The organism is Oceanobacillus salinisoli (assembly GCF_009733865.1).
Taxonomy (GTDB): Bacteria; Bacillota; Bacilli; order Bacillales; family Amphibacillaceae; genus Oceanobacillus; species Oceanobacillus salinisoli.
On sequence record NZ_WOFB01000044.1, the window covers coordinates 1 to 20,182 of the forward strand.

The window sequence follows — 20,182 nt, forward strand, 5'->3', positions numbered from 1 at the left end:
AAAAACTTGAAAAAAGTATTTGACATTGTACGCTATGCAACAAAAAAGGACGCTCCCAGAGGGAACATCCTAGCTTCATTACTTACGCTTCATATAAAGGAAATTTATCTGTTAATGCTTTGACACGATCTCTTGCTTCATTTAATACTGTTTCATCTTCATGGTTTTTTAATGTCTTAGAAATGATCGATGCAATTTCTTTCATTTCTGCCGCACCAAACCCGCGGGACGTTACAGCCGCAGTACCGATACGAACACCGCTTGTTACGAATGGGCTCTTCGTATCAAATGGGATGGTATTTTTATTCGTTGTAATACCAATTTCATCCAGTACATGTTCTGCTAATTTTCCAGTTAGGTCAAGCGGAGTTACGTCAACTAACAATAAATGGTTATCCGTACCACCTGAAACGATGCGCAGGCCTTCTTCCACAAATGCTTCACCAAGTGTTTTGGCATTTTCTATAATTTGTTTTGCGTATGCTTTAAAGTCATCGGATAATGCTTCCTTGAAACATACTGCTTTAGCAGCGATAATATGCATTAACGGGCCACCTTGAATACCAGGGAAGACAGATTTGTCCACCTGTTTTGCATATTCCTCTTTACATAAAATCATTCCACCACGAGGTCCACGTAATGTTTTATGGGTGGTTGTTGTCACAAAATCTGCATATGGAACCGGATTTGAATGCAGACCTGCTGCAACAAGTCCGGCAATGTGTGCCATATCTACCATTAAGTACGCTCCCACTTCATCAGCAATTTCACGGAACTTAGCAAAATCAATTTCACGGGAATAAGCACTGGCACCAGCGACAATCATCTTCGGCTGTACTGCCTTCGCTTTTTCCAATACATCATAATAGTCCAATGTTTCTGTTCCTTTATCAACACCATATTCCACAAAATTATATTGCTTCCCACTGAAATTCACAGGACTTCCGTGAGTTAAATGTCCACCATGATTTAAGTTCATTCCAAGAACCGTATCCCCTGTTTCTAAAACAGAAAAGTAGACTGCCATATTTGCCTGGGCTCCTGAATGCGGCTGCACATTAGCATGGTCTGCACCAAAAAGCTCTTTTGCCCGGTCACGCGCTAAATCTTCAACAACATCCACATGCTCGCAACCACCATAATACCTTTTGCCCGGATACCCCTCTGCATATTTATTCGTTAACACCGAACCCATTGCTTCCATGACAGCTTTTGAAACAAAGTTTTCCGATGCAATTAATTCAATTTTATTTTGCTGGCGCCCCGTTTCCTTCTCAATTGCCGCAAATAATTCTGGATCTTGCTGTTTTACATGTTCCATCACACTAGCCCCCTATGTAAAATATCCTTTCAATTTTCAAAAAACTAACTATGATTCTATTGTATCTGTTTTCATTCGATTTTCAAATAGAAAACTTCCATGAATGTTTAATAACATTTAAATCCAGCATAAAAATCCGCACGTTTATAAAAAGATTCTTATTTGCAACTTCCATCCATTCTAGTATTTTCATAATTCGCTCTGGCACCACCAATTAATTTGGGTCTGGAATAAGCAGCTGTGACTCTGGCATCTCCGACAAATCGTTGCTTTAATCGTAATGGAACCGCTACATGTTGGATATGCATACCTATCATCGTTTCGCCAATATCCACTCCAGCCTGTGCGGTGATAAATTCAACAACAGCCGGGTCATGCATATGTTTATAGGCATAGGATGCCATCGATCCGCCAGCCTTTGGAACAGGAACAACGGATACCTCCTCCAAATGTTGTTCCCTTACCGTTTCTCTTTCCACAACAAGGGCGCGATTTAAATGCTCACAGCACTGGAATGCTAAACGAACACCTGCTTTATCTCGTAATTTATTCATAGCTTGAAAAATAATGCCGGCTATTTCCTCACTTCCGGAAGTTCCAATACGCTTTCCAGCTATTTCACTTGTTGAACAGCCAATAACAAAAATATCTCCTTGACGTAAATGACCGCTTTGTAACCACTCTTCCATCAATTCGTCTATATTTTGTTTTACATCTTCCATGACGTTCACCCCTCGCTTGTATAATAAGGCTGTCCCATGATCGGAACAGCCTCCATTATCTTATTCTGCCGCTTTTACTGCATGAAACTTTTGAATTTGTTTGTTTAAATTTTTTGCCTGTTCTTCTATATTATACGCTAATCTGTCGACTTCTTCGATGGTTGCGACTTGTTCCTGGATGGCCGCATTTACCTCCTCTGCACTTGCAGAGTTTTGCTGAGCAATGGCTGCTACCTCCTGGGATTGTCTTACCGTATCCTGAATCGATTCCAGCTGCTTATTCACCAGCAGGGATATCATATCAATTTCTTCAGCGACATCCGTTACCGAGCCCGCCATTTGTTCAATAGCAATATTGGTTTCCAATCCATTTTCCGATTCCCGCTTCGCATAAATAACATTCTCATTGATCTTATCCACAACCCTATTTACATCATCCTGAATCGCTGTGATTAAACTGGATATTCGTTGTACTGCTTGTGCACTTTCGTCTGCCAGTTTACGAACTTCCTCGGCAACAACCGCAAAGCCTCTTCCATGCTCACCAGCACGCGCCGCTTCAATGGATGCATTTAGTGCAAGCAGGTTCGTCTGTCCCGCAATTTCGCCAACCATCGTAATGATTGACTCCACCTGCTGAGCATTTTGTTTTAAGTGCTCAACATCATTTAAGGATACTGCCTGATCACTGGCTAAACGCTGAATTCCTTCCACCAATTGATGGACGACCTGTTTACTATTATTTAATGTAGCCAGCATCGTTGTAGATTTTTCCTTTGACTGTGCTGCTTTTTCCTGAACTTGCCCAGCTAATTCTGTAGCAATTTCAACGGCTTCTGCTGTATGTTGAATCGCCTCCGATGAATTTTCCGCCCCTTTGGAAATTTCATTTACGGACATACTAATAGCGGAAGAATGCTGGGCTGCTTTATTTGATGCTTGCTTCATATGAAGAACAGCCTGATTGGTACTTTTAAAATTTTTATCGATATTATGTACGATTTGATTCAAACTTTTTAGCATCGCATCCACGGAAACGGTAAGTGCGCGAATTTCATCATCGGATTTAGGAATATCCACCGTTTGATCTAACTTCCCTTCCGCCGCTTTGGAAGCAATATTCGTTAATTTTTCCAATGGCTTAGTAATGAGAAAGGCAGCAAAAAGGGCTAAAAGGCCAGACCAGAATACACCACCCAATAATGTCAGAATCGTAAACCACTGAAATGATATATTCATATACCCTTGAACGTAATCAAATAAAACATAGAGAAAAAATGCACTTGCCCCATACGTAATCAAGGCTAAAATCGTCGTAAACAGGACCAATTTCAGCCTTAAACTAAACCGATATTTTCTTTTCATTCTCCGTTCCCCCAGCTAGCGTTTAATTTTTTTAATAAGCATATCGATATGTTCATCCAGCTCCTTCAGCGTTTTTTGATAGACTTGTAAATCTCCGCCAAATGGATCAGAAACATCGTAACTAATCAGGTTCGATTCCAAACTGCGAATATAAATGAGATCTTCGTGCAATTTTTCTTCAATCAGCTGGTTCAGTTGATGCTGTGGCAAGTTTTTATGTTGCTGGATAATTTGTAGACGTTTTTCTTCTAAATTAGCATTTGCTTTTTTTAATTCTTCCCATACCTTTTTATCGGCATCTGAGACAAATTCCTTAAGGGTATAATATTTTTCCTGAAAATTAGGAAAATCCATCATTAATGATTGCTTATGTTGAGAGGTCATGGTCAGTACGATATCTGCCCAAAATAAAAGTTCTTCCGTAACGGGCTGTGTTTGATGATTAATCTCGATATTCTGTTTTTTTAAGACTCGTATGGTGTTTTCATTTGCACGCTGATTCGGACCAGCAAAAATACCTGCTGATTGCACTTCTGCTTCTGGCATCTTATGCTTTAGCAATGCCTTAGCCATCGGACTCCGACACGTATTTCCCGTACATACAAATAATATTTTCATCATGGCCCTCCATCTTTATTAAAAGTGAAACTTCTATTAAGTATTTCTATTCGCCTGCTCCAGAAAGGCAGGATTCGTAGCTCAAATATACCATAATTAAGATAAACTCGCATTTACTCGCCCTTTTGCGAATGTAATAGTTTTTTTACTTTCTCACGTTAAAACTTGGACTTAGTCGAATTCACTTCTCAGCTGAAATTTTATAGTTTCCTGGTAATGTGTAAGAAAGCTATTTTGTGAAAGGTTGTTGTTGATGCAAAATGTACATAACTGCGAAGTAAGTAGATACCGCTTACCAACCGCTACGGAAATACACTACGCTTTCCGCGGGTGACCCGTGAGCCTCCTCGAGCTGGGCTCTGCAGGGTCTTACTTTGGCCACTTTTCCCAGGAGTCTCGCTGGTTTAGTGCTTTACCTCCCTAACATTAATTAGGCTAAATATATTCTTAGCATAGCTAACCACTATAAAATGGTAGATTGGAGCGGAGGGCAGTCGACCCCCGCGGGAATAGCACATGTCTAGACCTGAGCAGGAAGTGGTTTTCTTCCGAGGAGGCTGAAGCGTGGCCCTAAGGTGCGCGAATGCCCATAGCGAAAACCAACGGACCACTATACTATTCCGTAGTTCTACAACTGCGATTTTTAACAAGCTAATATTACATTCCTACGCTAGCGTACAAGAAAATCCCGTTACAAATTAAATAAGAAACCTCGCACAGAAAAAGCATTCGCCCATTTTTTCGCGAATACCTTATTTGCATGTTAGGAAAGTATAAAATTTTAACGTCCTAAGTATAAGAAAAACTACTCATTGGCAAAAGGACGAGCGAATGCGAGTTTTTCTAAAATTCTAAACAACTGTCTCGAAAGCAGCCTTCTCTTATCAAAAATAAACTTTTAGCCAATTAATATATTTATTCCAAATCCACATAAAATACTTCCACCCAGGATTTCGCTGTATATCCCTAAGAAGCCGCGTACTTTCCTGCCTAGGAGCAGTCCAATCCAAGTAAGAACCATACTTACCATACCAAAACTAAAGAGGACTAAAGCCGTTTTTGCTCCTGACATTCCAAGATGCAACCCTACGGAAAAACTATCCAAACTCACTGTTAGGGCAACAACAAGCAAACCAACTCCAACTGGCTCCAGTTTTTGTTCCGAATCCTGGATAAATGCGTTTATAATCATTTGTGCACCAATGGCCAGCAATAAAATTCCGCCTGCAATCGTCGCATAATCTCCAATACTGCTGGAAATAAATTTCCCCAAGATGATTCCGATAAAAGGCATGATTATGTGGAATAGACCAATCGCAAGGCCAATTAATGCAATTCGTTTTAATCTTAATTTCCGCATTCCCATCCCGAGACTAACAGAAAATGCATCCATTCCTAAGGCAAATGCCATAAAAAGTATTGAAATGATTTCCCCAATATAGTACTCCGTCATTAAGTAACCCCCTCGGATATGCTTATAAAATATATGCATGTCCAAGGAGGATTATGTATTTCGTATCGTTTCCTGTGGATAACCGCTATTCTTTTATATATTCCGTTGCTGCCTTTCGCAAGCGATTCATAACGGCCTGGCCTATTCCATCTTCTGAAAAAGCCTCACAAAGGATGATATCCACATCCCCTTCTTTAAATTTGCGTAACCCATCATATAAATGAGCAGCAATTTCATGGATGTTTTCCCCAAGTGGCAAAATCTCAGTTGCATGTAAGACGTTGGCTGTTTTCGTACTTGCAAGGACACCAACTTTATTTCCCTTTTGCTGTTCTTCATCGATAAGCTGCTGGATTTTTCCTTTTGATCCTTCTACAAGCCACATCGGAACTTCAGGAGAATAATGCTGGTACTTCATTCCCGGAGCTTTCGGTTTTTCATCTTTATTTGCTAAGGCCGGATCAACCATTACTGTCCCAACGACTTCCTCCAGCTGTTCTTTCGTTACTCCACCTGGTCTTAGAATAATTGGGATAACCTGTGTACAATCCAAAACGGTAGATTCCAGTCCAACACCTGTTGCACCACCATCCAATAGCCCTGCTATTTTTCCAGATAAATCCTCCCATACGTGATCTGCAACCGTTGGGCTCGGCTTTCCCGAGACATTTGCACTAGGCGCAGCAATTGGGATATCACAGCTTTTTAACAAATCCCTTGCAACTGGATGGTCCGGAATCCGTACCCCCACTGTGGATAACCCGGCTGTTACATTGTCAGCGCATGTTCCATTTGTTGGTAGCACATATGTAATTGGCCCTGGCGAAAAAAGATCGATTAGCTGTTCGGCGTATTCCGGAATGTCATCCACAAGTCTTTTGAGCTGCTCTTTTGTAGCAACATGAGCAATCAGCGGATTATCCTGAGGACGACCTTTTGCTTCAAAAATCTTTGTAACAGCCGCTGGATTCGTAGCATCTGCACCCACCCCATATACCGTCTCTGTCGGAAAAGCGACTGCCTCTCCTTTTTTTAAAAGTTCAGCTGCTTCCTCTATAGATTGCTTATATTTTCTTTCGTTTGTATTTACATTCCATCGTTTTGTTTCCATCATGCTTCGGTCCCTCATTTCTCTAATTCCCTATTTTAGAGGAAACTTAAGGATTTCGCAAAATGTGGAACACAGGAAAATAATAAAATCCCCGCAGAATTTTATCCACAGGGATTATCCTTCTTATTCCAGTCAATTTGTCACTTTTTTGCCGTTTTATACACAAATGGGTCGAATTACTCACAGTTTTCCAACAAGTTATACACAAGCGCTTGTGGATTTTGTGTATATGTATTTAAAATTTCATTTCATTATACGCTAATTTTGATTTGGTTATGCCTTAGGAAACGTTGTAAGACCACCAATTTCCCTTGTCAATCGGATGTTTATCCACAAAGCTGCTCTCTGTTTGTGGATGAAATTGTAGTGCCTCGAGTAAAATATCCACAACAGGCTGATGACTATGCACATAGACGCTTTTTGCTTGCTTTGACTTTGCAATCGTTAATATGGATTCCAACAGAACTGGCAACTTATTCGCCTCGGTTCTCGTAATATACAATTGCTTCAGCCAATAAACTCCCTCTTCCTCTACTTCATCCAGGATAAAGCAGCCTTCAATGTTTTCATTCATTTCCACGACATATCCTTTATCCAATAAACCGTCCTTGTCTAAATTTTCATTTCGGTTAAAAAAGTCCTCCAGCTGCTCCGCTGTCGCCTTCTTAGCAGGAATGATGTTCATGTTCCTCACCTCTTCTATTAATTATGATAGAATCATTATTTACCATTTCTACCATCCTATGCATAAAATAGAGGAACTATGACCAGCCTAGCCACTCAAATAAGAAAAACTTCACTTCTTTCTCCTCTTCCTGTTCTTCTTCCACTTCCAGTTCTTCTGCTTCACTTGCATCCGCTGCAGAAACGCTAGTTCCGAATGAAAAATCCAGAAAGCATAATGGCGGGAATAACACACACCACCAGTTATCTCCTTTTCCTTCACCAATCTCAATTAAAATCGCTTCATACTCACCTGCTGGATATAAATATGAATCATACAGCTTTGTCGGGAATTCCACGTTTTTTCCATATTCTACCGAAAACTCATTTTCAAAACCGGCTTCCTCAATCACTTCTCCGACTATCTTTTCAATTTCCGGAAGTCTTTGCTGAATCAAGTTACGCGCTTCATCGATATCTGTCATGTATTCTACCCAGCTTGTTACTTCTTCATTAACCCGATCTCGCACTAAACGTTTCAATGCCTGGTCTTGTTCACTATCACTATTTGCTAGAATGCGAAGACGAATCGCTTCATCGGGAATAACCTGATAATCCTGCTCTATTCCTTCATCATCCTGACTAACACCTGTTGCCGGAAAAATTAAAAATAATATCATAAATATAATTGCACCAAATAATAGTTTTTTCATCGTTTTCGATCTCCTCTCCCTTTCTTTAGTCTTCATTATGGACAGAGGATTTCGATTTTAAACTAGTAATCTATTATTTTTTTAAAATATTTTTGAGAGTGTTAGGAGTATATGGCAGGAGTGTAATTTAGCCTGGTAAATCGCATTAGACATTTCACACATGGGCAGACTGTTTGACTATTAAGGAGGACGCTTTATCAACCGGAAGAGGTACAATATCAACCGGTCGTTTTTCATCAACACTACCGGGGCGGATATACATATTAAAAGTACACAGGTAAAAAAAACATGTGTACTAGAAATTCAAACAAGAATAGCGGATACAATCCGGTCTTTTCCGTTTATATCTTTTATGGTTTCAATGTTACTTGACTGGAAGTTTCCTTGGATAAGCGCATGTATCGTTTCACTTTGTGTATGTCCAATTTCAAAAGCTAACATTTGCAGTCCTGTCATTTCTTTTGCTTGCTGAATAATTTTCCGGTAGGCAGCAAGTCCCTCTTCCTCAGCAAACAGGGCTAGGGAAGGATCAAAGTTTTTTACCGTATCTGATAACATTTCCTCTTCTGCTTTGGCAATATAAGGAGGATTGGAAACGACGATATCCACGTGAATATTTTGATTGATGAAAGGCTGAAGAAAATCGCCTTTCAAAAACGTAACTTCTGCATTTAAGGTTTCTGAATTTGCTTGAGCAACCTTAAGTGCCTCCTCAGAAATATCGGATGCATAAACCGTTGCTTGCGGCAATTCCAAGGCAAGGGTCTCTGCAATAATTCCACTACCTGTGCCAATGTCCGCAATCGTTACATTTTTCCCTTTTTCCGATTCGATCACATGTTCAACAAGTTCTTCTGTTTCCGGTCTTGGAATCAATACATGCTCATTCACTTGGAATTTGCGCCCATAGAACATCTCATAACCAGTGAGATGTTGTACAGGTACCCCAGTTTGTGCATGTAATTGGATATCTTTTTCAAATTTCGTAACAGCCTCTTCCGCTATCCTGTCTTGCATCATCATGTAAAATTGACTTCTTGATACATGGAGGTGATGCTGAAGGAGGAGCTCGGCCACCCTTGGTTCACGGTTATGTTTTTCTAAAAAAAGAGAAGCCCGTTTGAGGACTTCGTATAGTTTCTCTGTCATATTATTCACCAATTTGCTCTAGTTTTTTCGCTTGTTCTTCTAATTGCAAAGCATCAATGAATTCATCAATTTTCCCTTGCATGATTTGATCTAATTTTTGAATCGTTAAACCAATGCGGTGATCGGTCACGCGGTTTTGCGGGAAATTATACGTACGAATACGCTCGGAACGATCCCCGGTACCAACGGCGGATTTCCTGTTTTCATCGTATTCTGCCTGAGCTTCCTGCTGATATTTATCATAAATACGTGCACGAAGGACCTTCATTGCTTTTTCTTTATTTTTAATTTGCGATTTTTCATCCTGAATGGAGACGACAATACCTGTTGGAACGTGGGTTAAGCGCACCGCAGACATCGTTGTGTTAACACTTTGCCCACCAGGACCGCTGGATGCAAAGGTATCGACACGTATATCTTTTTCGTGGACATCTACTTCCACTTCCTCTGCTTCCGGAAGTACCGCTACCGTTGCAGTGGAAGTGTGAATACGTCCGCCAGATTCTGTTTCTGGAACACGCTGTACACGGTGCGCCCCATTTTCATATTTCAATTTAGAGTAAGCACCTTTTCCGTTGATCATAAAAATCATTTCCTTATATCCGCCAACACCGGTTGAATTAGCTTCCATCACATCTATCTTCCAGCCCTGAGTTTCTGCATAACGGGAATACATGCGGTAAAGGTCACCAGCAAATAGCGCTGCCTCATCTCCACCAGCAGCACCCCTAATTTCCATAAATACGTTTTTATCATCATTCGGATCTTTCGGAAGTAGCAGGATTTTCATCTTTTCTTCTAATTCTTCCTTAGCTACTGTAAGCTCTTGGATTTCTTCTTTCGTCATTTCATACATTTCATCATCCAAGTCTTCCTCCAGCATCTCTTTCGCATCTTTTAACTGCTGATTCACATCTTTATATTCACGATAAGCTTGAACCACGTCCTCCAAGCCTGCCTGTTCCTTGGAATACTCACGCAATTTCTTTGTATCATTCACGATTTCTGGATCACTTAATAATTCATTTAACTTATTGTAACGATCTTCCAATGTCTGTAAACGATCTATCATCACGTACACCTCTTTCTGATTACCAGTATTATTATAGTATACACTGTGAAGTGGGTCAAAGTTATTTTGGCTGGGGTATGATGGGATTGTGTTTAAGAGGTGTGGGCGATCCTCCACATCAACTAATATCTCATCTTTAATTGATATATACTCCCTTTTTTATATCCAATTATCGTAAAGCCCGCTTTTTTCATTAACCGTTTCAGAACGTGTCGTGATTCCTCTTTTAAAAATTCGCGGGCTTGTTTGTTGGTCATTTGATTCCCGTATAAAAGAATATAGTCATTGATGGCAGCTAAATGAGCGTCTTTGGAATAACAATGACATTTTACGCAATGCCATGTTTTATTCGCCCATCGCATTAGTACAGCACCACACTCCGGACAAAACACCCCTTTAACCAAGTGATCCGGCTGAATACCATACTTTTCTAAAATATTTACTGCTAATGGCTGATGGGACGTTTTTAGCATATTTGCAGCTTTAAACAATTGATCCATCGATATAAGCTTCTTATTAAACTTTTCTTCCAATTCCTGAATTCTAAAGAGTAGTATATTACTATGGATTACTTCATATGGAATGGTCACTTTTTCTGAAGAAGTTTTTAGGAGTTTATCTGTGAAGCTGATAACTGCAAGTATGTCAATTATCATATAGGGGAAACCATGGTTCTGGAGCCATTGCTGGGGACGGAAGCCTTGAGTTTTTGCTTGGAGGACCGGGCTTTTATACCCTTTTTTACGCCATGCATAACTTTTTTTATGAGCGCTTCTCCCTCTCTTTTGAGCGGTCAACCCTTATTTGAGCAATCCTCCTTCTGACAAAAAAATAGAACACCAATCCGGTGCTCTATCTTATCTATTTTGTAACCTCTATTAATCTTTTTCCTGTTTTATTTGCTGGCTTGTTTGGGACATCGTGATGGTGGCGGCATCTTGGTTCATAGGATTCGGATGCGCCGACTAGGATGATTGGGTCATCATAGGATGCTGGTTTGCCGTTGATGAGGCGCTGGGTGCGACTGGCTGGTGAGCCACAAATCGGGCAAATTGCGTTTAGTTTTGTAACGGATTCGCTCACGGACATTAGCTTTGGCATTGGTCCGAATGGTTCTCCACGGAAATCTGTATCCAGTCCAGCTGCAATGACTCGAATGCCTTTATTTGCAAGCCCATCCGCTATTTCAACGACATTTTCATCGAAGAATTGCACTTCATCTATTCCAACAATATCTACATTTCCATTTACATGTTCCATAATTTCCTCTGCTTGATGAATTGGCTGTGCAACAACCGATGTTCCATTATGTGAAACAACCGCTGTATCATCATAGCGGTCATCGATAGCAGGCTTAAAAACACGGACTGTTAAATTTGCATAGGTAGCACGTCGGACACGGCGAATTAATTCCTCCGATTTTCCTGAAAACATACTCCCGCAAATCACTTCTATCCATCCGCTTTGTTTCATAACATACATAGTAGAGAACCCCTCACTTTTCGTTATTCCCGCATCAAATTGCAGAAGGACAACCTGTCTGCATGAATGCCGACTCTGTTCCACTAACATTTTGCAGGAAAACTACCCACAGAATGAAGTTTCACTTTATGTACATTGAATAGTTTACCACGAAAATCCATTCATTTGAAAACTAATTTTTGGTATTTCATTTGCCGCTTTAAGTGCATGTTCTCGGTGTATTATTTTCAGGGGCTTTGTGAACATCCTTTTTCATTAAAGCATTTATTATCGAACGTTATTATTGTTTTTATGCGTTATTACTTAAATTTGTTCAAAAATAAAGATAAAAAACAGGCAAAATATTGACATTTTGCCTGTCCTTTTACATTGGAATACATTCCAGTTTATCAAGCTAGTTCAGCTTACCTGATTAGGCAGCTTCCCTTATTATTTCATATTATATTTCTTCTTGAATCGATCCACACGTCCGCCGACTTTATCAGCTTTTTGTTTACCAGTGTAGAATGGGTGTGAATCAGAACTGATTTCAACTTTAATTAATGGGTATGTGTTGCCATCTTCCCATTCAATTGTTTCATTAGAAGATTGCGTTGAACCAGTTAAGAATTTGTAATCTGAGCTAGTATCAAGAAATACTACTTTTCTGTACTCAGGATGAATTCCTTCTTTCATGTTTTTCCACTCCTTCTGCCCTGAATCCCTTGGAAACAGAGTTAATTTTAAGAGGTTGTTCAAAAAGTCCATCCTTTTTGAAAACACACTTTAGAACCTTTTCAGGCTATAAACCTTATCTAAACTCACATATAGAGATTATACCAGTGTCATTCTCTGTTTGCAAGTGGCTCTTAGATTTTTTTCCTTTTTGCACGTGTTTCTGGAAAAGGGCCAATCAAAATCGATTAACGCTTTATGCCCTTCCGCTTCATTTCCTCATCCATCATCTGATAAAACTCTTCATTTCCTTTCGATGATTTTAATTTTCTTAGGAAGCGATCAAGGAAGTCATGGGAATCCTGCATGGTTTTGCGGATCATCCACATTTTATCAAGGTTTTCTTTTGGAACGAGCAATTCTTCTTTACGTGTACCAGATTTCAAAATGTCGATGGCAGGGAAGATTCTGCGCTCAGCAAGATTGCGGTCTAAGTGAAGCTCCATGTTACCAGTACCTTTAAATTCCTCATAAATGACATCATCCATACGAGAACCAGTGTCCACTAGAGCAGTAGCTAAAATGGTAAAGCTGCCGCCTTCTTCAATGTTTCTCGCTGCACCGAAGAAACGTTTTGGACGGTGGAATGCAGCTGGGTCAATACCACCAGATAGGGTTCGTCCACTAGGTGGAATGACAAGGTTATACGCACGTGCTAAACGTGTAATACTATCCATGAGGACAATAACATCCCGCTTATGTTCGACGAGTCGCATTGCGCGCTCCAGCACTAGCTCGGAAACTTTAATATGGCTTTCAGGTACCTCATCAAAGGTAGAGCTCACAACGTCCACATCAGGACTTACCGAACGTTCAATATCGGTAACTTCCTCTGGGCGCTCGTCCACTAATAGGATAATTAATTTTGCATGTGGGTGATTTTTCGTAATGCTGTTGGCTATTTCTTTAAGGAGCATTGTTTTCCCGGCTTTAGGAGGGGCAACAATCAATCCGCGCTGACCAAATCCAACTGGTGTCATTAAATCAATAATTCGTGTTGACAGTTTACTTGGCTCTGTCTCCAGCTTCATAAACCGGTCAGGATATAAAGCTGTCAATGCAGGAAAATGCACTCGTTCTTTCGCTGTTTCTGGATCTTCACTGTTTACGGCATCTACATGTAATAATCCATAATATCGCTCATTTTCTTTCGGCGGTCTAACTTTCCCCGAAACTTTATCCCCATTTCTTAAATCAAAACGACGGATTTGTGACGCAGAAATATAAATATCCTCTGCACTTGGAGAATAGTTAATCGGTCTTAAGAAGCCAAATCCTTCTGAAGGGATTATTTCCAAAATACCATCCATAAATAAGTAACCATCTTTTTCTGCTTGTGCTTTTAAGATAGAGAAAATGAGTTCCTTTTTCGTTAATTTAGCATAATAAGATACTCGATATTCCTTTGCTAATGCATATAGTTCTTTCAATGTTAACGTCTCTAATTGAGAGATTGTTAAAGTAGACATTTCATCACCACGCCTATTCATTTTTACATCTTTTGTTAAGATATTTTAGTTTTTTTAGAAAAACTAGCATTTGCTCGCCGTTTAGCAAGTGGGGTAGTTTTCCTTATACTTAGGAAGTTAAAAATAGCTGCCTCGAATGCTCATCTTTGCTAAAATTTTATACTTCCCTAACGTACAAAAAATTGAGTCATCGCCACGAACAGGCTTCCCGTTCAATTTTCTATGTTATAAATATAAAAAATAATACGTATAAATCCAAATTCAAATAATTTGATAGTTCCACTTCTTTATGGAAGGTAAATCCTTTTTGAAGAAATGTAGATTATAGAAGCATAAACAGAAGTAACCTTAGGAATCAAAGCGTGATTTCCTATATTGTTTTGGCAGCGGTTTAACTCGGATATTCCTATTATTAGCCAAGTAATCGTTTTATTAAACATTTACTATATTACCCTTTTATGAAATAATATTCAACACTATTTTTTAGAAAGTCTAGTTAATATTGGGAACTTCTTTACAAAAGAATTATTTTCAGTTTCATAGTTTCCATATTATTGGAAAGGAAGCCATGGTAAAAGTTGGCTTCCCTTCCAATTTCTTATTTAAATACCAAGTTTGGCTTTTTCTGGAGGCTGTGTGCTCCGTCAATAAAACGAACGGTACCGCTTTTTGCTCGCATGACAACGGTTTGTGTCGTTGCTTTTGCTCCCTTAAATTGTACACCTTTCAGCAGTTCACCGTCTGTTACACCAGTGGCCGCAAATATTGCGTCATCTCCACTGCAGAAATCACTCATGTAATAGACCTTATCGAGATCATCTATCCCCATTTTTCTGCAGCGGCTAATTTCCTCTTCATTGGATGGTAGAAGTTTTCCTTGAATTTCTCCACCCAGGCATTTTAACGCAGCTGCTGCGATTACTCCTTCAGGTGCACCGCCGCTTCCTAATAAAATATCGACACCTGTGTCATCAAATGCCGTATTAATTGCCGCAGCGACATCTCCGTTTGGTATTAATTTTATTCTTGCACCTGCATCGCGGATGTCCTGAATGAGTTTAGCATGGCGCTCCCGTTCCAATACCGTTGCAACGACATCTTCTATATCTTTATTTTTTGCCTTTGCAACTGCCTTTAAATTATCAATGACCGGGGCATTAATGTCTACCTTGCCCACAGCCTCACGCCCAACTGCAATTTTATCCATATACATATCTGGAGCATGAAGGAGTGTCCCTTTATCAGCAATCGCAATGACGGCAAGTGCGTTCCAGGTTCCTTGAGCAACTATTTCTGTTCCTTCGAGTGGGTCAACGGCAACGTCTACACCTGGTCCTTCTCCCGTTCCCAATTTCTCACCTATATATAGCATCGGGGCTTCATCCATTTCCCCTTCACCAATTACGACAGTTCCTTGCATCGGAATCGTATCAAATACGGAACGCATTGCTGTTGTTGCGGCATCATCGGCTTCATCCTTTACTCCTCTCCCCATCCATCTAGCGGATGCTAATGCAGCTGCTTCTGTTACACGAACTAATTCCATTGATAAGCTTCTTTCCATATTGGCCCTCTCCCTTATATTAAAAATGAATCCTCATCCCAAAAGGAAACATTTATAGAGGATGTTCAAAAAGTCCGGTAAAAAGGACACTTCGAATTTCTTTGTTGGCTCGCTTTTCCGTTTCTCACGTATGGTAAGGAACTTCTATTAAAATCGCCCACGTCCTTGAAAAAGAAAAGCACTTTTTCTGCGTGCGATGTATCGCTGACGAAGTGTTCCTTGTCCTGTGGGCAACGTAGAAGTCACCACACACGCGCAAGCCCGCTACTCAAAGCTTCGCCGCCTCGAACTTTAAGGCGCACAGGACGTGCTAGTGTCGGCGTTGCAACAAATGTTTTCGGTGGGACGAGTAACCGCAGTCCCAGGACGTTGCGATCTTAGCCGACCGGCCCTTTTCATCCTCCTTTTTGAACGCGTATATATGTAAGCGAATTCTATGGTGTGCTTTTAGAGCAGCTGTCTCTATTTTTTCAGCTGCTCTATATGGAAGTTCGATATTCAATCTGTAAAATCCTTTAAGAATTTTGAAATTGCACAATTTCTTGTTCATTCATATTTTCACGCCAAATGTTTGCACCAAGGTCACTCAGTTTTTCTGTAATTTGCTGATAACCTCGGTCAATGTGTTCGACACCTGTAATTTCGGTAATTCCCTTCGCCATGAGCCCTGCGACAATTAAGGCAGCCCCTGCACGGAGATCTGTTGCTTTTACTTTTGCACCTTGAAGCTGGACAGGACCTGATACGATGGCAGACCCACCTTCAACTTTAATCGATGCATTCATCCGTCTTAATTCATCAATGTGTTTAAGACGAGCCGAGTAAATCGTATCTGTCACAACACCTGTTCCTGAAGCCTTCGTTAGTAAAGAAGTAAGTGGCTGCTGCAAATCGGTTGGAAAACCCGGATAAACCAAGGTTTTAATATCCACACTTTTAAGCGGCGACTGTGGTCTGATTAATAATTGTTCATCACTTTCTTCCAGACTAACTCCCATTTCTCTCAGTTTTGCAAGCAAAGCTTCAATATGGTTGGTAATCACATTGTCAATGACTACCTCTTTTCCTTGTGCTGCGGCTGCAATGGCATATGTACCAGCTTCAATTCGGTCAGGAATAATGGTATGCCTGCATCCATGCAGTTCTGGGACACCCTCAATACGAATAACATCCGTACCGACCCCTTTGATTTTTGCCCCCATATTCGTTAATAATGTGGCAACATCAATAATTTCAGGCTCTTTCGCTGCATTTTCGATGATGGTTCTTCCTTTAGCACGAACTGCTGCAAGCATAATATTAATCGTCGCGCCAACACTGACCACGTCCAGGTAAATTCTTGCCCCTTTTAGCTCTTTGGCACGTAAATAGATGGCACCCTGTTCATTGGTTACTTCAGCACCAAGTGCTTCAAAGCCTTTAATATGCTGATCAATCGGACGCGGGCCTAAGAAACAGCCACCAGGAAGTCCAATTACTGCTTTTTTAAACTTCCCTAACATGGCGCCCATGAAGTAGTAGGATGCTCGCAGTTTTTTCACCTTACCATTCGGAAGCGGCATCGCAACCATATTTTCCGGATTTACCGTAATGGTTTGTTCGTCCCAGTTAACTGTACCGCCAATTTCCTCCAACAAATCACTTAATGTACTCACATCAGAAATTTGCGGAAGTCCTTCAATGGTAACTTGAGAATCGGCTAAAATCGAAGCTGGCAGAAGCGCAACAGCACTATTTTTTGCTCCACTGATTCGCACTTGGCCATTTAAAACATGACCACCTTCAATTAGTATTTTCTGCATCTGTAACCCTCGCTTTTAGAGGTTGTAAATATATATAATCCAGCGATAAGTTTATTCGCTCTATTTATATCATTTACGATTTTTTTCTATTTCATTCATTATTATTTCTGTTTATTCCAGTCTGCTAAAAATTTTTCAATACCTTGATCGGTTAGTGGGTGTTTAACAAGTTGTTCTAATACTTTATAAGGGATTGTTGCAATGTGTGCACCATTTAATGCGGCATCTATAACATGTAATGGGTGTCGGATGGATGCAGCAATAATTTCTGTTTTAATCTTATGTTGATCAAAAATATCAGAAATGGTTTGGATTAATGTCATGCCATCATGACCAATATCATCTAGTCGTCCTAAGAATGGTGATACATATGTAGCCCCAGCACGAGCCGCAAGCAATGCTTGGTTTGCATTGAAAATCAAAGTCACATTGGTTTTAATATTAAGGTCGCTAAACGCTTTAACTGCTTTTAAACCTTCCAGTGTCATTGGTACCTTCACCGTAATATTTGGAGCGATTGCTGCTAATTCTTTTCCTTCTGCAATCATACCTTCCGCATCTTCGGCAATTACCTCTGCACTTACTGAACCTGTCTTAACCTCAGATGTAATTTCTCTTAAGCGATCATGAAAAGAAACGCCCTCTTTTGCCACTAGACTAGGATTGGTCGTTACACCACCCAAAACCCCCAACTCGTTTGCTGTACGTATTTCATCAATATTTGCTGTATCAATAAAAAATTTCATCACTTTCACCCCTGTTTTAGATTTGTAATAAATGGTTTTTAGATACGGATAAGCGACGAAGGACAGAAACTGTATGTAAGTCCATTCGTCGCTATAGGAGCACAATTCTCTTTATTTTCTTTAAGCTTTTCCTGATGATCCGAATTCGCGCATTTTACCTATAACAGTTTCTTTAATGGCTTCTGTACCAGGTCCTAAATATTTACGTGGGTCATACAATTCTGGTTTTTCTTCCAATGTTTTACGTACTGCTTTTGTTTGAGCCAGTTGATTTTCTGTATTTACATTGATTTTAGCAGTTCCCAAAGAAATCGCTTTTTGAATATCTTTTGTTGGGATACCTGTACCACCATGTAATACTAATGGAACTTGAACGGCATTTAAGATTTCTTCCATTTCTTTAAAGCCTAGGTTTGGTTCACCTTGGTATTGACCATGTACAGATCCTAATGCTGGTGCTAGACAGTCTACTCCTGTTCCTTCTACAAGCTGTCTGCATTCTTCGGTATCAGCGTACATAATTCCACCGATTACACCGTCTTCTTCTCCACCTACTGTACCTACTTCCGCTTCAACAGATACGCCGTGGATATGCGCTAATTCAGTAACTTTTTTCGTCGTTTCGATATTTTGCTCAATTGGATCATGAGAAGCATCAATCATAACAGAAGTGAATCCTGCATGAATCGCTTGTGCACATTTCTCGAAGCTTGAACCATGGTCTAAATGGATAGCAACAGGAACCGTTGTACCATAGGATTCCATTAAAGATTTAACCATTGCTACAACAACATTAAAGCCGCCCATATATTTTCCAGCACCTTCAGAAACACCTAGGATAACTGGTGATTTTTCTTTCTCCGCTGCTTGTAGAATAGCTTGAATATATTCCAGGTTATTAATGTTGAATTGGCCAACCGCATAACCATTTTCTTTACCTTTTTCAAGCATCTCTTTCATTGATACTAATGGCATTACGTAAATCCTCCTCTAGTGAATCAATTCACATTTTTAAGTTGTGTTCATTTTCATACACTCTTAGAATACCAACTAGTCCCAACTCGTGCAAGCTTTTGGAAACAGCCTAAATATTCAATATTTATTGTAAATTAACTCTATATTAGACTAACTTATTTACTAGCTGAATCAATTCCTGCACATTGAATGGTTTAGCGATTACTTTTTTCACAAGTGGAAATTTTTTCGCTTCCGCACCGATGCTCTCTGTAAGTCCACTCATTATAAGGGCAGGTACTTCGACTCCATCCTCTTCCATCTTCTGAAGAACTTCTGCTCCATCCATGATTGGAAGCTTATAATCTAAAATTATTAAGTCGAAGTTTGTTTTATGTATTTTATCAAGGGCCTGTTTTCCAGTCGTCGCTTCTTGTACTTCATAACCTTCATTCTCTAAAATATCTGTTAAGAGCAGACGAATACCCATTTGGTCATCGACAACCAATATTTTATTTTTCGACATGCTTACCTCCCCTTTCTATTTATTCCGCTAGTATTCTCCCCTTAAGTTTATCAAGTTCGATACACTGACGACATTTTCCTGCTAATTCCGATAATTTAATTTGGAAAATTTTTCAAGTTTTACTAATCAGTCCATCATTTATGGCTGCTTTTTTCTAAAAGAATGTTGGTCCGATGTAATTTTTCACTGTTATACCGCTACGGAAATACACGGAGACTCGTTACCGGGAAAAGAGGCATCGGTAAGACCCCTAAAGACGAGACTTTTAAGGAACAGAGGCTAAGAACGCCAATCCTGGGGCTTTCGATTACTCACCATCGAAAACCTTTGTGACAACGCCTCCTGAGACCAATTCCTGTTGCCCCGAGCTCACCTGCCTTCCTACGGTGCGCAGAGTGTATTTCCATCGATGTGTAGTGCTATATAACTTCAAATGATAAGTTATTTCTTAGTATTAAATCCTAGATACACATTGTCGTGACGGTTGTTTAGAACCCACGAAATATTAATTTCACGTGCTTGTGCTAATCAATCATTAGAAAATCCCAACCAGCGCAGGCAGAATACGTAGACGCACGTTCCAGACCTGAGCAGTGAGGGTACTACTTGAATAATCTTCTTTGTTCCCTTGCACCGAGGAAGTCTACTACGAAGCGTTACTAGAAGACTAGAGGCACACCGGTTTTCCGCGAGGAGGCTTTAGGCCGTGCCCACGAACCGTAAGTATTCTGCCGGAGC

At 40.1% G+C, this 20,182-nt stretch carries 19 protein-coding genes; all 19 read right to left on the reverse strand.

Annotation, left to right across the window (positions count from 1 at the left end; genetic code table 11):
• Nucleotides 1-82: 82 nt before the first annotated feature.
• The 19 genes from GMJ66_RS19510 to GMJ66_RS19600 all read right to left on the reverse strand — a co-directional run bounded on the left by GMJ66_RS19510 (nt 83) and on the right by GMJ66_RS19600 (nt 19,444).
• Entirely contained in the window at nt 83-1,321 is a 1,239-nt protein-coding gene (locus tag GMJ66_RS19510) for a serine hydroxymethyltransferase (RefSeq protein WP_156291990.1), read from the reverse strand.
• Nucleotides 1,322-1,479: 158 nt separating this feature from the next.
• Entirely contained in the window at nt 1,480-2,043 is a 564-nt protein-coding gene (locus tag GMJ66_RS19515; protein WP_156291991.1) for a TIGR01440 family protein, read from the reverse strand.
• Between the two features lie 60 nt (nt 2,044-2,103).
• Nucleotides 2,104-3,408: a methyl-accepting chemotaxis protein gene (locus GMJ66_RS19520; RefSeq protein ID WP_156291992.1), complete on the reverse strand. Its 1,305-nt coding sequence runs from the start codon at nt 3,406-3,408 to the stop codon at nt 2,104-2,106.
• A 15-nt stretch (nt 3,409-3,423) separates the two neighbouring features.
• A complete protein-coding gene (locus tag GMJ66_RS19525; RefSeq protein ID WP_156291993.1) occupies nt 3,424-4,026 on the reverse strand; it encodes a low molecular weight protein arginine phosphatase in 603 nt (200 codons plus the stop codon).
• A gap of 898 nt (nt 4,027-4,924) precedes the next feature.
• Nucleotides 4,925-5,479 carry a manganese efflux pump MntP gene (locus tag GMJ66_RS19530; protein WP_156291994.1) on the reverse strand — a complete coding sequence of 185 codons (555 nt, stop codon included), beginning with the start codon at nt 5,477-5,479 and terminating at the stop codon, nt 4,925-4,927.
• A gap of 85 nt (nt 5,480-5,564) precedes the next feature.
• Complete coding sequence (locus GMJ66_RS19535) at nt 5,565-6,590, reverse strand: L-threonylcarbamoyladenylate synthase (RefSeq protein WP_156292007.1); 1,026 nt, start codon at nt 6,588-6,590, stop codon at nt 5,565-5,567.
• Between the two features lie 280 nt (nt 6,591-6,870).
• Nucleotides 6,871-7,275: a GNAT family N-acetyltransferase gene (locus GMJ66_RS19540; RefSeq protein ID WP_156291995.1), complete on the reverse strand. Its 405-nt coding sequence runs from the start codon at nt 7,273-7,275 to the stop codon at nt 6,871-6,873.
• Nucleotides 7,276-7,351: 76 nt separating this feature from the next.
• Entirely contained in the window at nt 7,352-7,966 is a 615-nt protein-coding gene (spoIIR, locus tag GMJ66_RS19545; protein WP_156291996.1) for a stage II sporulation protein R, read from the reverse strand.
• Between the two features lie 303 nt (nt 7,967-8,269).
• Nucleotides 8,270-9,115: a peptide chain release factor N(5)-glutamine methyltransferase gene (prmC, locus tag GMJ66_RS19550; RefSeq protein WP_156291997.1), complete on the reverse strand. Its 846-nt coding sequence runs from the start codon at nt 9,113-9,115 to the stop codon at nt 8,270-8,272.
• Between the two features lies 1 nt (nt 9,116).
• Complete coding sequence (gene prfA / locus GMJ66_RS19555; RefSeq protein ID WP_156291998.1) at nt 9,117-10,187, reverse strand: peptide chain release factor 1; 1,071 nt, start codon at nt 10,185-10,187, stop codon at nt 9,117-9,119.
• 122 nt (nt 10,188-10,309) lie between these two features.
• Nucleotides 10,310-10,843, reverse strand: a complete 534-nt coding sequence (locus GMJ66_RS19560; protein WP_156291999.1) for a hypothetical protein — start codon at nt 10,841-10,843, stop codon at nt 10,310-10,312.
• Between the two features lie 205 nt (nt 10,844-11,048).
• Complete coding sequence (locus GMJ66_RS19565; protein ID WP_156292000.1) at nt 11,049-11,669, reverse strand: thymidine kinase; 621 nt, start codon at nt 11,667-11,669, stop codon at nt 11,049-11,051.
• Between the two features lie 429 nt (nt 11,670-12,098).
• Nucleotides 12,099-12,344 (reverse strand): type B 50S ribosomal protein L31, encoded by a 246-nt coding sequence (locus tag GMJ66_RS19570; protein WP_156292001.1) that lies wholly within the window; start codon nt 12,342-12,344, stop codon nt 12,099-12,101.
• A 227-nt stretch (nt 12,345-12,571) separates the two neighbouring features.
• Nucleotides 12,572-13,852 carry a transcription termination factor Rho gene (rho, locus tag GMJ66_RS19575; protein WP_156292008.1) on the reverse strand — a complete coding sequence of 427 codons (1,281 nt, stop codon included), beginning with the start codon at nt 13,850-13,852 and terminating at the stop codon, nt 12,572-12,574.
• A gap of 598 nt (nt 13,853-14,450) precedes the next feature.
• Nucleotides 14,451-15,416, reverse strand: a complete 966-nt coding sequence (gene glpX, locus GMJ66_RS19580; protein ID WP_156292002.1) for a class II fructose-bisphosphatase — start codon at nt 15,414-15,416, stop codon at nt 14,451-14,453.
• 515 nt (nt 15,417-15,931) lie between these two features.
• On the reverse strand, nt 15,932-17,218 hold the full coding sequence (locus GMJ66_RS19585; RefSeq protein ID WP_156292003.1) for a UDP-N-acetylglucosamine 1-carboxyvinyltransferase: 1,287 nt from the start codon (nt 17,216-17,218) through the stop codon (nt 15,932-15,934).
• A 101-nt stretch (nt 17,219-17,319) separates the two neighbouring features.
• On the reverse strand, nt 17,320-17,964 hold the full coding sequence (gene fsa / locus GMJ66_RS19590) for a fructose-6-phosphate aldolase (protein WP_156292004.1): 645 nt from the start codon (nt 17,962-17,964) through the stop codon (nt 17,320-17,322).
• A gap of 120 nt (nt 17,965-18,084) precedes the next feature.
• Nucleotides 18,085-18,939 (reverse strand): class II fructose-1,6-bisphosphate aldolase, encoded by an 855-nt coding sequence (gene fba / locus GMJ66_RS19595; protein ID WP_156292005.1) that lies wholly within the window; start codon nt 18,937-18,939, stop codon nt 18,085-18,087.
• A 145-nt stretch (nt 18,940-19,084) separates the two neighbouring features.
• Nucleotides 19,085-19,444, reverse strand: a complete 360-nt coding sequence (locus GMJ66_RS19600) for a response regulator (RefSeq protein WP_156292006.1) — start codon at nt 19,442-19,444, stop codon at nt 19,085-19,087.
• Between the last annotated feature and the right edge of the window lie 738 nt (nt 19,445-20,182).